12 protein-coding genes are annotated in these 12,053 nt (G+C 41.2%); 3 read left to right on the plus strand and 9 right to left on the minus strand.

Annotated features, from left to right (window positions below):
- Nucleotides 1-938, minus strand: a 938-nt coding sequence (locus ACTJIX_RS06725; RefSeq protein ID WP_079396101.1) for an IS30-like element ISAba125 family transposase, incomplete at its 3' end; no start/stop codon positions are given.
- 27 nt (nt 939-965) lie between these two features.
- Here ACTJIX_RS06725 and ACTJIX_RS06730 point away from each other — a divergent pair.
- Nucleotides 966-1,514, plus strand: coding sequence for a TetR/AcrR family transcriptional regulator (locus tag ACTJIX_RS06730; RefSeq protein ID WP_004812791.1), 549 nt, complete (start codon nt 966-968; stop codon nt 1,512-1,514).
- A 110-nt stretch (nt 1,515-1,624) separates the two neighbouring features.
- Nucleotides 1,625-2,545: an ornithine carbamoyltransferase gene (argF, locus tag ACTJIX_RS06735; RefSeq protein ID WP_004812788.1), complete on the plus strand. Its 921-nt coding sequence runs from the start codon at nt 1,625-1,627 to the stop codon at nt 2,543-2,545.
- Nucleotides 2,546-2,598: 53 nt separating this feature from the next.
- Here the strand turns inward: argF and ACTJIX_RS06740 are convergent, their stop codons facing one another.
- Nucleotides 2,599-3,891, minus strand: a complete 1,293-nt coding sequence (locus ACTJIX_RS06740; RefSeq protein ID WP_004812786.1) for an MFS transporter — start codon at nt 3,889-3,891, stop codon at nt 2,599-2,601.
- Nucleotides 3,892-4,230: 339 nt separating this feature from the next.
- Between ACTJIX_RS06740 and ACTJIX_RS06745 the strand changes: the two genes are divergently transcribed.
- A complete protein-coding gene (locus ACTJIX_RS06745; protein ID WP_005221845.1) occupies nt 4,231-4,707 on the plus strand; it encodes a hypothetical protein in 477 nt (158 codons plus the stop codon).
- 18 nt (nt 4,708-4,725) lie between these two features.
- Here ACTJIX_RS06745 and ACTJIX_RS06750 read toward each other — a convergent pair whose 3' ends face one another.
- From ACTJIX_RS06750 to ACTJIX_RS06780, 7 genes are all read right to left on the minus strand, one after another.
- Complete coding sequence (locus tag ACTJIX_RS06750) at nt 4,726-5,079, minus strand: YnfA family protein (protein WP_004894552.1); 354 nt, start codon at nt 5,077-5,079, stop codon at nt 4,726-4,728.
- Between the two features lie 102 nt (nt 5,080-5,181).
- Nucleotides 5,182-7,458, minus strand: a complete 2,277-nt coding sequence (clpA, locus tag ACTJIX_RS06755; RefSeq protein WP_440611314.1) for an ATP-dependent Clp protease ATP-binding subunit ClpA — start codon at nt 7,456-7,458, stop codon at nt 5,182-5,184.
- Between the two features lie 9 nt (nt 7,459-7,467).
- Complete coding sequence (gene clpS / locus ACTJIX_RS06760) at nt 7,468-7,881, minus strand: ATP-dependent Clp protease adapter ClpS (RefSeq protein ID WP_004812779.1); 414 nt, start codon at nt 7,879-7,881, stop codon at nt 7,468-7,470.
- A 19-nt stretch (nt 7,882-7,900) separates the two neighbouring features.
- Nucleotides 7,901-8,650, minus strand: a complete 750-nt coding sequence (locus ACTJIX_RS06765; RefSeq protein ID WP_004812777.1) for a DUF6776 family protein — start codon at nt 8,648-8,650, stop codon at nt 7,901-7,903.
- A gap of 75 nt (nt 8,651-8,725) precedes the next feature.
- Nucleotides 8,726-9,781, minus strand: a complete 1,056-nt coding sequence (argC, locus tag ACTJIX_RS06770) for an N-acetyl-gamma-glutamyl-phosphate reductase (RefSeq protein WP_180184223.1) — start codon at nt 9,779-9,781, stop codon at nt 8,726-8,728.
- 133 nt (nt 9,782-9,914) lie between these two features.
- Nucleotides 9,915-10,112, minus strand: a complete 198-nt coding sequence (locus tag ACTJIX_RS06775) for a hypothetical protein (protein WP_227590964.1) — start codon at nt 10,110-10,112, stop codon at nt 9,915-9,917.
- 296 nt (nt 10,113-10,408) lie between these two features.
- Complete coding sequence (locus tag ACTJIX_RS06780; protein WP_406612175.1) at nt 10,409-11,995, minus strand: rhodanese-like domain-containing protein; 1,587 nt, start codon at nt 11,993-11,995, stop codon at nt 10,409-10,411.
- Between the last annotated feature and the right edge of the window lie 58 nt (nt 11,996-12,053).

Consider the following 12,053-nt stretch of genomic DNA (forward strand, 5'->3'; position numbering starts at 1 on the left):
TTTCTAGGACGAGTATTCAGTGACATGGCAACTTGATTTAAATAATGCTGATCTGCCTGATTTAAATCAATCCCTTTAGGTAAATATTGCCTAATTAAACCATTCATATTTTCGCATGTGCCTTTTTGCCAAGGTGAATGTGGGTCACAGAAATATACATCTATGCCTAAATCTTCTTCGAGTATTTTATGTTCTGACATCTCGCGTCCACGGTCATAGGTCAACGTTTTACGCAGTTCTGCAGGTAAATATTTCAGAGCTTCAGTTAAAGCCTTGCGCACTGATTCTGCCTTTGCATCAGGTAATGTTGCCAAGATACAGAGCCGTGTATTTCGTTCAATAAGTGTTGCTATCGAACTTTTATTGTCTTTACCTTTAATTAAATCAGCTTCCCAATGACCCGGTATTTTTCTTTCTTGAACTTCGGCTGGGCGCTCATGAATAGTTTTAATATCCTGTAATATAGAATCTTTTTTAGGTTCACCGTTAGCTTTTCGCTTTTTATTTTCATGACGCAGACAGGATAATAAGTCTTTTTTCAACTCACCCTTTGGTAATGCTCGTATCGTTGAATAAATCGTTGTATGGCTTACATTCATTGTTTGATCCAAATCAGGAAATGTCTTTAAACGCTTTGCTATTTGCTGAGGAGACCATAAACAACGGATCGCTTCAACAATAAATTTCCAGAGGATTGAATCGATTTTGAGTTTTCTGTGACCACGTCTACGTCTAGCGAAGGTGTTATCAGAAGCATATCGAGCTTGATAAACGTCATTGATGCTATTTCTTTTAAGCTCACGATAGATCGTACTAGGATGTCTTTTAATGAGTTCAGCAAATTTTCTGGCTGAAAAGCCTTCTTTTCTTGACTCAAGCATTAATGCAGTACGATCTTCAAAGTTAAGATGATGGTATGACAATTTTATATACTCCATAAACCCTTTAAATTAATTAGGTGGTTTATGTCGCACTTCAAGTTTTACTCTGCCCTGGATGATATTGTCAATCATGCCGGTGGCTCCAAGGCATCTATTTATAAATACTTTGGCAATAAAGAAGGCCTGTTTAAGTCGATTTGTGATTATCGCCGTACCCAGTTCTTTAAAGATATTTGTCTCCCCTTTTCTTTAAACAGTTCTAAAGACTTTAGAAGCTATTTGATTCAGACCTTGCTGAACTTCTACCAACATATCAAACAGCCGGAAAATGCCGCATTTATGCGGCTGGTGCTGGAACAAAGTGGACGCAATCTGGATATTGCTCGACATATTCATGAACAGGGGCCAAAACATATCCAGCACTCTATTGCTGAAGTTTTGTCACAGGCACATGCCAAAGGTCTGCTCAGCTGTCCAAATCCATTATTTTCTGCACAATTATATTTCGGTATTTTAAGAAATATGGAATGGCGCATTTTAATGGGTTTGCCAAGCGATGAAACTGATCAGGAAACTGTCGAATATGTGAATTATTGTGTCGATCGTTTCCTGGACGGTCATCAAAAAGTCTAGTTTTTTTGCAATTTCCTATTCATATAGTATATTAGCCGATTCCGTATTTTTTTAACTAACCAACAACTAATTGTTGAACCAGTTTTTCAGCAATTATTGTGGAGTAACGAATGGCTCTCCGTCACTTTCTGACTTTACGCGATCTATCGACTTTAGAACTTAACCAGATACTGCAACGCGCCATCGAGCTCAAGCGCAAACAGCATAACAATGAAGTTTTCCAACCGTTTGTTGGTAAAGTTATGGGAATGATTTTTGAGAAATCCAGTACCCGCACGCGTGTTTCGTTTGAAGCTGGCATGACCCAATTCGGCGGCAGCGCAATTTTCCTGTCTTCACGTGATACTCAATTGGGCCGTGGCGAACCTATCGAAGATTCTGCACGTGTTATTTCAAGCATGCTTGATGTAGTGATGATCCGTACTTTTGGTCATGACATCGTTGAACGTTTTGCTTCTTATTCAAAAGTACCCGTGATTAACGCTCTGACTGATGACCACCATCCTTGCCAGCTGCTTGCTGACATGCAGACTTACCTGGAACATCGTGGTCCAATCGAAGGTAAAACTGTGGCGTGGATCGGTGATGGCAACAATATGTGTAATTCATATATTGAAGCTGCGCATATGTGGGGCTTTAAGCTGAAAATTGCTGCGCCTAAAGGTTATGAGCCACAAGAAAAATTCCTGTCTGAATTTGCACACTGTGTAGAGCTGGTTGACTCAGCTGAAGATGCAGCAGTCAATGCTGACCTGATCGTGACTGACGTTTGGGCAAGTATGGGACAGGAAGAAGAACAGAAAATCCGTGAAAAAGCATTTGCTGATTATCAGGTCAATGAGCGCTTGATGGATCTGGCTCACCCCGACTGCCTGTTTATGCACTGTTTGCCAGCACACCGTGGCGAAGAAATTTCAGAAAATATGCTGGATCACAAAAATGCCGTGGTTTGGGATGAAGCTGAAAACCGTCTACATGCTCAGAAAGCATTGGTTGAATTTCTGATTAATGAAAATCTGAAAAAAGACTAAATTTTCTTTCAATAAAAAAGCACCGAATTTGGTGCTTTTTTATTGCTCAAAGATTAATGATCATCTTTTAAATATTTTGGTTCTTTCGGTAATTGCCAGCTACAGAAGAAACATATAATCAGCATTACAATGACATACACGAAGAAGGTATTTTCAATACCTGCTGATTTAAACTGTAATGCGACCGAAGGTGCTGAACCACCAAAGACGGCATTACCCACTGCATAAGAGAAACCTACTCCTAAAGCTCGTACATGTGGCGGGAACATTTCTGCTTTTACGATACCGCCAATCGAGGTATAGAGGCTCAGTAACATCATCAGGAAAATCAGCAATAATGCAACGATCACTGGGGTATCACTGAAGACCCGCATACCGACCGCCATGACCGGATAAATCGCAATCGCCATCAACCCACTAAACAGCAGCATACAGGTACGACGACCAATTCGATCCGATAAAGCACCAAAAAATGGCTGTGCAATCATCAATATAAAGATACAGGCCGTCATAATAAATCCGACAGTCTTTGGATCAATACCGATATTGGTTAAATAGGTTTTTGAATAAACCGTAATCACATAGAAGCTTAGTGAACCCGCTGAAGTATAGCCAACCACCAGCAAGAATGTTTTCCAATGGTTCTTGAACAATTCTTTAAGTGTACCTGAATCTTCCTTATCGCTATCTTCCGTAGATAGCGTTTCTTCAAGACGGCTACGTGCCAATAAAGAAACAATTGCCGCAATACCACCAATCACAAACGGGATACGCCAGCCACCATCAAGTAACTGTTGTTCGCTCATAAAGCCCAGGAAAATAACCCCGAGTAAACTTGCCAGCAACTGACCACCGGTCAAGGTCACATATTGGAAAGATGAGAAAAATCCACGCTGACCTTTTAAACCCAGCTCACTCATATAGGTCGCAACAGCGCCATATTCACCACCGACTGATAAGCCCTGTAACAGACGCACCAGCAGCAGCAAGAATGGTGCTGCCATACCCACCTGCTCATAAGTTGGTAAAGCTGCGAATAGGAATGAACTGATGGCCATTAAACAGATCGAAATGACCATGGATTTTTTACGGCCATGTTTATCGGCAATACGGCCAAATAGCCAGCTACCTATCGGACGCATAAAGAAGCTGGCAGCAAATACACCCCAGACATAAATTGCCTGAGTTGAACTGTCCATATTTGGTGCAGTGAGTGCCTTGGTAAAATAAACCGCAAATACAGCATAGATATAAAAATCGAACCATTCGACCAGGTTACCGGAGGCTGCCCCGACGATTCCTTTAATACGACTGTTTTTTTCCTGCTTGGAATAAGCTTGACTCAAAATATGACATCCTTATTTTTAAATCATTGAAGTTTCTTGTTTATAGGTCAATATTTTATGCCTTTAAACTTAGATATTTTTTTGCATGCACCCTACGTACTTACCGGTATGCTGCGTGGGGAGGTGTAAGACTATAAACCTAGATGAAATCCAACACAAAAAATAAAGTGTAATTATTAATAGATTTTTCACATAAAAAGTCTTTTAAACTTCAATGTTTAAGAATAAGTAAAAAGAAGGAATCTGAGGAAACAGATAAATTAACCATGGTGGAGTTGCGTACAGATCTTATTCATGCTCTTATAATCCGCAAAACACAGTAATAATTTGTGGCCTTACATGAAATATAAAATAAATCTATTCACTGCTTTAACCCTTGGCATTAGTTTTCTTAGTAGTCAGGTTTATGCTTCCGAATTTGATCAATACCTGCAACAGCAACAGATCATTGATTCAAAATTTAAAATCAAGAAAATAGCAGAACTGAATGAAATGCTGGCTGTATTAAGTGCGGAAGATTCTAAAACTTTGCCCCTGCAAATTGATCACAACACGATTATTGAACAACTGAAACTCACTGCTAATAAAACCGAATTAAAAGGTTTAATTATTACTCCAGACTTTGCCCAGTTTGAAAAAGATCTAGGTCCTAAGGAAGTGACTCAGCTTATCCGCAAAAACTTATTACAAAATTGCGGTATTTTTTTTGAGCACCGTTATCAGTTAGAAAATCCCTATAAAGTGATGCTAGAACTGAGTTCCACTACTCGATCTTATGACGTTGAAATATCGCAGAAGGACTGTAAAGGGAACTAAGTTTCTACAGGAAGTAAATCAACGGATTAAACCTTGGGGTTGCATGATAATAATCAGCGCCCCCAATATCACCACTGCACCACCAAGCAAATCCCATCGAGACAGGCTGATCTGATCTACAAAACGCAACCACATCAAAGCAGTAAAGATATAGATACCACCATAAGCTGCATAGATCCGGCCTGAAGCAGCGGGATGCAAAGTTAATAGCCAGACAAAGGCCGCCAAAGCCAGAGCTGTCGGAATCCATAACCAGTGACTTCTTCCCTGATTCAAAATCAGATAGGGAAAATAACAGCCTAGAATTTCCATCACCGCCGTGACCAGGAACAGACAAAAAGTCGTAATAAGTTTAGTGAACTGAAATTCCATATCTTGTTAAATCTTAGCCAGGCAATAAATCTTGATCAGATCATAGCAATAAAGAAATAAAATAACCCGTGCAAGCACGGGTTATTTTACGATGAGTAGAATTTAGGCTGGTTCAGCAGTCTGATCTTCAAACACTTCAAGTTTCAAGCCTACAGCTTTGCCATTTTCTTTCTTCACAGATACAGCAACATTACCGCCATTATCTGCCAGCTCACCAAACAGAATCATTTCTGCCAATGGTTTTTTCAGATGCTCCTGAATCAAACGCTGCATTGGACGCGCGCCCATCAATCGATCGTAACCATTTTCAGCCATCCATTCACGTGCAGATTGATCCACTTCAAGAATGACTTTTTTCTCATCCAGTTGTGCTTGAAGTTCAGTGAGGAACTTATCAACCACGTTTTCAATGATCGTATTTGGCAATGCTTTAAACTGAATCACGCCATCCAAACGGTTACGGAACTCAGGCGAGAATGCTTTTTTCATGGCTTCCTGATTGTCATTGCTGTTGTCTTGTTCCATGAAACCGATACTGACACGTGAAATACTTTCAGCGCCAATATTAGTAGTCAGTACAAGCACCACATTACGGAAGTCTGATTTACGACCATTGTTATCAGTCAACGAGCCATGATCCATAATTTGCAGCAACAGGTTAAATACATCCGGATGTGCCTTTTCGATTTCATCGAGTAGTAATACACAATGCGGATTCTTATGAATCGCATCGGTCAACAAACCACCTTGGTCAAAACCAACATAGCCTGGAGGTGCACCAATCAGACGGGATACCGCATGACGTTCCATATATTCAGACATATCGAAACGAACCAGCTCCACGCCCATCAGTTTCGCCAATTGCTTGGTGACTTCAGTTTTACCGACACCCGTTGGACCGGCAAAGACAAAACTACCGACTGGCTTATCTGGAGATTTCAGGCCTGCCCGAGACAGCTTGATTGCGGAACCGAGTGCTTCAATGGCTTCATCCTGACCGAAGACCACACGTTTCAAATCACGCTCAAGATTTTCTAATACAGTCTTGTCATCTTTAGAAACTGTTTTTGGTGGAATACGGGCAATTTTCGACACGATGTCTTCGATATTTTCTACCGTAATCAGGCTGTCGTCTTGCTCGGCTTTTAAACGGCGTTGCGCACCCGCTTCATCGATCACATCAATGGCTTTATCTGGCAAGAAACGGTCATTAATAAACTTCGCTGATAGTTCTACCGCTGATACCAAAGCCTGATCTTCATATTGAACATGATGGAAATCTTCAAACTTAGATTTCAGACCACGTAAAATATCAATAGTTTCAGAGATGGAAGGCTCATTCACATCAATTTTCTGGAAACGACGTGATAAAGCATGATCTTTTTCAAAGACCTGACGGTATTCCTGGAATGTGGTTGAACCTATGCAACGCAATGAACCATTTGCCAGTGCTGGCTTAATCAGGTTCGAAGCATCCATGGTACTACCCATACTGGAACCTGCACCGATGATCATATGAATCTCATCAATGAACAGCACTGCATCCGGTTTTTTCTTCAAGGCATTGAGAAGTTGTTTCAGACGTTTCTCGAAGTCTCCACGGTATTTGGTTCCTGCCACCAGTGCACCGATATCCAGACTATAGATTTCGGCATTTTCTAGTGGTTTAGGGGCTTTACCATTAACAATCAGCCAAGCCAGACCTTCAGCAATCGATGTTTTACCCACACCCGGATCACCGACCAGCAACGGATTATTTTTACGACGGCGACAAAGAATTTGTGCAGCACGCTCAATTTCTTTTTCACGACCAATTAATGGATCAGTTTTACCTTTTTGCGCTTCGTGATTCAGGTTAGTGGTATAAAGATCCAGTGGACCTGAAGCATTCGATGATCCAGTTTCGCCATCCAGTTCCTCAAGTTCTTCTTCGTTCTGCACTTCTTCCTTGCGGGTACCATGCGACAGATATTGAGTCAAGGTTAAACGGTTAATCTGATGACGTTTCAGCAGATACACTGCAAACGAATCACGCTCTGAGTACATCGCAACTAGAATGTCCGCACCTTCTACCGTACGGTCTCCACCACTTGACTGTACATGGAAAATGGCACGCTGCAGGATCCGGTCAAAACTTTCAGTCGGATGAGGTGCCTGATCGTTATTTTCGCCGAGTTTTGGAGTGTGTTGTTCTACGTATTCTTCAAGTTCTTTACGCAGTACAATAATGTCTGCACCGCATGCTTTAAGGGCATTCACGGCAGAATCGTTGTCGAGTAAAGCCAATAATAAATGTTCTACTGTCAGAAACTCATGTCTCTTTTGACGAGCCATGCTAACAGCCAAACGTAGTGATACTTCTAATTGACGACTGAGCATGCAACCCCCTTAAACTTTAGGCTCTATCTGGCAAAGTAAAGGATGACCTTGTGATCGAGCGTAATTATTGACCTGGTTCGCTTTCGTTTCCGCAATGTCTCTTGGATAGACGCCAGCAACACCTTTTCCTTCATAATGTACAGTTAGCATTACTTGCGTAGCTTGGTCAAGATTCATTGCAAAGTATTGTTGTAAAATTTCAATTACAAACTCCATTGGGGTGTAGTCGTCATTCATCAATACTACTGCATACATCGGTGGACGCTTCAGCTCTGGTGGTGCTGTTTGTACTGCAATATCAGCATCTTCATCATGAAAAGGGTCGTTTGCCAAGCGTGGACTTATGTGCCAGTCAACCACCCCGGACTGATTAAAAGAGTTCTTGATTTCACTTAAACAAATATGACGCTTGTTGCTAGGCATAAGATTTACATTTCACACTTTAGTTTGCATTGGCTTGTGTCTGAGGAATCTCTGACAGGAATGCAGATTGATTTTCAATTGCCTCACCCTTACTCCAGCTAAAACGGCGGGTAACAGGCTTGCTTGTACCAGTCAGTCGAACTTCTATAAATTCTGGTACAAAACCTTTCGGCATTGTCCAACGACCAGTCAGACGTTCATAATTTTCGAAATTGAAGTTTTTATCTGCCAAAGGCACAATTAAAATTTCAGTTCCCCGAATCAGGCGCAATTCAACCGACCCGGAAACACGCCCTTTGCTTGGACTTACCTGAATCAGATCAAGCTGATATTCAAAGGCATTTTCAGGTAGAGGCTTTACTGCTAAATGCTGAACAGATAAAGGCATACCACCACGCTGACGCAGTACTTCACGATATAAGGTCGCCAGGCTTTCTGCCTGCGTATATTCATCACGGGTTTTATTCATCGCAAGATACAGGTCATTGGCATTACTTACGGCCAGATCACGTTCCTGCGTTGCTGTATTCAGGGTTTTATTCAGTGTTTCCAGACTGGCTTTCTGCTTTTGTACGACTTCAACCAGCTGTTCAGCATCCGCCTCAAAACCTACAACGGTCAGACCTTGACGATGACCTATCGAATAGCCAAGTAAACCACTACTCAGTACCAGAATTGCAGCACCTATGGCAAGTGGCGTGTTCCCTTTCAGAAATGGCATTTTCTTCTTGTCATCTGTGGTCAGATCGTGAGGCTCATTATTCGGCATTGTCATCTCTTCTATCTTTTTCAAGACACACATTTAAATCGAAATTCAAATGTGTGTGAAGTTGTAATACGTTTTTTATGGTAATAAAGCAATGTTTTGCAAGCCAGCGTTTTCAGCAAAGCCAAACATCAGGTTCATATTCTGTACCGCCTGACCTGCTGCACCTTTCACCAGGTTATCTTGTGCTACCAGAATAACCAGTTTCGTTGGTTGAGGCTTGTACAGTGCAATACGGAGTTCATTGGCACCACGTACTGAACGGGTTTCTGGCGAACTGCCTGATGGCATGACATCAACGAACTGTTCATTGGCATAGAACTGTTCATACAGTGCCTGCAGATCTGCTGTCTGGCCTGCTTCAGTCAGGTCAATGTAAATGGTTGACAGCATACCGCGAATCATTGGCACCAGATGCGGTACAAATAAAATATGGTCAAATACACCTTTTTGACCTGAGATATTTTCTAACGCTTCTACAATCTCAGGATGATGACGGTGACCTGCTACCCCATAAGCTTTAAAGTTATCTGCATTTTCAGAATAGATCATGCCTAGGCTGGCTTTACGACCTGCACCTGAAACTCCTGATTTAGCATCAATAATAATACTTTCAGGTTTCACTAAGGCTTCCGCAGATTTTAATACTGGTGCAAGGCCAAGCTGCACGGTTGTTGGATAACAACCCGGGTTACCAATCACATTCGCCTGTTTGATCTTGTCACGATTCAGTTCAGACAGACCATATACAGAATCTTGTAATATAGATGGACAAGCATGTTGCATGCCATACCATTTTTCAAACTGTGCCAAATTCTGTAAACGGAAATCTGCGGCAAGGTCAATTACCTTGGTATTTGCAGCTACCAGTTCTTCTGCATGTTTCATCGCAACGCCATGTGGTGTCGCAAAAAATACGACATCACAAGATTTTAATAAATCAAGGCTGAGATCAGAAAATTCAAGATCAGTATGACCACGCAGGCTTGGGAACATATCGTCTACACGGCGGCCTGCTTCGGTACGTGATGTCAGTGCTTTGACGCTAACGTTTGGATGTCGCAGTAATAGACGTAAAAGTTCAACGCCTGTATAACCTGTACCACCCACAATACCCACTGAAATCACGATAATTACCTCTAACTAGATGTTTCCTTTATGCCAGGTAGTATGACAGGAAGTTCACGTTTTCTAAACTCTTTCACTGAGGAATGCTAATTTTTTATATATTTTGAAATGCATGTTTAAAGATAAGATTGAAACACCTTTATGTGTGTTTGGTCGTTACTGGAGTAGACCAACTATAATGACAAAGATAAATTACAAATAAGAAAGCAGGTAATGCCAAAAAGATAATGGCGTCTAGTCGAATCATAAATGGAATTAACCCTAAAATGGCCAATAGTGTTGCACTGGCTGAAAATTTTTTAGGTATTTGACGATGTTTAATCCATAAAATAGCCATATAAAATAGCATTCCCCACGCGAGCACTCCTGTTAGCATAAAAAATTTGACTGTTAAAGGATAATCCATGGGTAAACTTGGGAAAAAAATACTGTATAAAAATAGCCCGTAAAAAAACAGCGCAGGAAGCGAGACTATAAAAATTAAAATTGTGAGGATTAACCGCATCATGAGGGCTTCTAATTTATCGTTATCATTGGTTTTATATTATCGAATAAGCATATAAATGCACAGTCAATGCTACATAGATGCTTCAAATCAACAAAGTCGCCTTGGCGACTTTGTTTGTTTAAGAATTAAATGGTGAAAAATCCATGTGTCCCATCTTTTTTAAGTTGATCGACTAAACCAAACTCCCAATCCAAATAGGCTTGCATTGCTTCATGTGAGTTATCCGTGCCTTCATATGGACGTTTATAACGATCAATTTGCGGTGAAAGTGCTTGTACATTGTCTACAGTTAACGCATAGCCTGCTTTTTCCCAAGCAACATTACCACCATCAAGTACATACACTTTTTTATGAAATGCTTTAATTTCTTCCGCAGTATAATGGGCCAAAACTGAACGACCGCATGTGAGAATTACGGCGTCTTTAGCCTGAAATTTAGCTTGTTGAATTCGTTCAACTGCTTCGGCCTTAAGTAGCCATGCAGCATCCGGAATATGCGCTTTCTTATACAGTGCAAAAGGCTGCACATCCCAAATCGCAATATTTTGAGTTGATTTTAATTTTTTCAATTGCTCTGGACTAATTAATTCAACAGTATCGACTATTGGCAGACTGGGTGTCCACGTACCACGTGTGGTTAATATTTCTGAAAAATCTGTTTCTAGCACATAAACCTCCCAGTTCATCTGCCCTAACCAAGATGCAGTCATGTAGGCACGAATCAGTTGATCATCAATGAGTACAATTCGTGCCCCACGGACTGCTGCGTTGTGATCTGTTTCCTGAACCAGTTGTCCACCTGCAACCCAACGCGAACCATCCAGATGACCTTGAATGTATTCATCTTCATCACGAACGTCAAATATATAGGTTGTACGTTGAGTTTCAGCTTGTAGTTTTTGAAGCTCCTCAAAAGATATGGTTCGAACATGCGCTTTTTGTGCCAGCACTTTGGCATTTTCTAAAAGCTCCGGTTTTAGCTCTGTCTGCACATCCTTAAATGATCGGGTTTGAGCATGTTCCAAACTTTGACCCGCAAGTGTCCAACCAATCGTGCCATTTCGCAGTGCATAAACCGGATGTGGGATCTTGGCATTAAGCAATGATTGTGTGCCAATAATGCTACGGGTACGTCCTGCACAGTTCACAATAATGGTGGTATTTTCATTTTTCACCAGGTTTGGTGCACGGTAAACCAATTCAGCACCTGGCACGCTTCGACCCGATGGAATACTCATAGTGTTATATTCATCAAAACGACGTACATCTAAAATGACGATATTGTCGTTCGCATCAATTTTTTCTTGGACCTCTTCGGCACTCAGCGACGGCGTATGTTTATAGTGTTCAACCCATTCACCAAAGGCTTTGGTTGCAGAGTTCACATCGATAAATAATTCACCCCCATCACGTGCCCATGCCTGGGTACCTCCCTTCAATACATGGACCTGACGATATCCATAACGAAGTAATTTTTGATAAGCACGTTCTACTCGGCCATCTGCATCATCATAGAGTACAATTGTGGTGTCTAGACGTGGTATACGATTCAAAATTTCGACTTCTAAACGTGAAAGAGAAATATTAGTGCTAAATAAGGGATGAGCTTGTGCATAGATATGTTCTTCACGTAAATCGACAATGGCGATTTCTTCACGTGCAAGTAGTTTTGCTCGAATCTGGGCATAATTTAGTTCTGGAATCTGGTACATAGAAAATCTCGTAGCTTTGCTTAGGCTATTTATAAAACAGGAAAAGCCCCGATAAATA

The organism is Acinetobacter sp. 22323, from assembly GCF_052044895.1.
GTDB classification, from domain to species: Bacteria; Pseudomonadota; Gammaproteobacteria; order Pseudomonadales; family Moraxellaceae; genus Acinetobacter; species Acinetobacter schindleri.

What these genes read in the sequence shown, in the direction of transcription:
- clpS (WP_004812779.1), bottom strand. Translation starts at nt 7,881, where the DNA reads ATGCCTAGCAACAAGCGTCATATTTGTTTAAGTGAAATCAAGAACTCT.
- ACTJIX_RS06765 (WP_004812777.1), bottom strand. Translation starts at nt 8,650, where the DNA reads ATGCCGAATAATGAGCCTCACGATCTGACCACAGATGACAAGAAGAAA.
- clpA (WP_440611314.1), bottom strand. Translation starts at nt 7,458, where the DNA reads ATGCTCAGTCGTCAATTAGAAGTATCACTACGTTTGGCTGTTAGCATG.
- ACTJIX_RS06730 (WP_004812791.1), top strand. Translation starts at nt 966, where the DNA reads ATGTCGCACTTCAAGTTTTACTCTGCCCTGGATGATATTGTCAATCAT.
- argF (WP_004812788.1), top strand. Translation starts at nt 1,625, where the DNA reads ATGGCTCTCCGTCACTTTCTGACTTTACGCGATCTATCGACTTTAGAA.
- ACTJIX_RS06745 (WP_005221845.1), top strand. Translation starts at nt 4,231, where the DNA reads ATGAAATATAAAATAAATCTATTCACTGCTTTAACCCTTGGCATTAGT.
- ACTJIX_RS06775 (WP_227590964.1), bottom strand. Translation starts at nt 10,112, where the DNA reads ATGGCTATTTTATGGATTAAACATCGTCAAATACCTAAAAAATTTTCA.
- ACTJIX_RS06750 (WP_004894552.1), bottom strand. Translation starts at nt 5,079, where the DNA reads ATGGAATTTCAGTTCACTAAACTTATTACGACTTTTTGTCTGTTCCTG.
- ACTJIX_RS06780 (WP_406612175.1), bottom strand. Translation starts at nt 11,995, where the DNA reads ATGTACCAGATTCCAGAACTAAATTATGCCCAGATTCGAGCAAAACTA.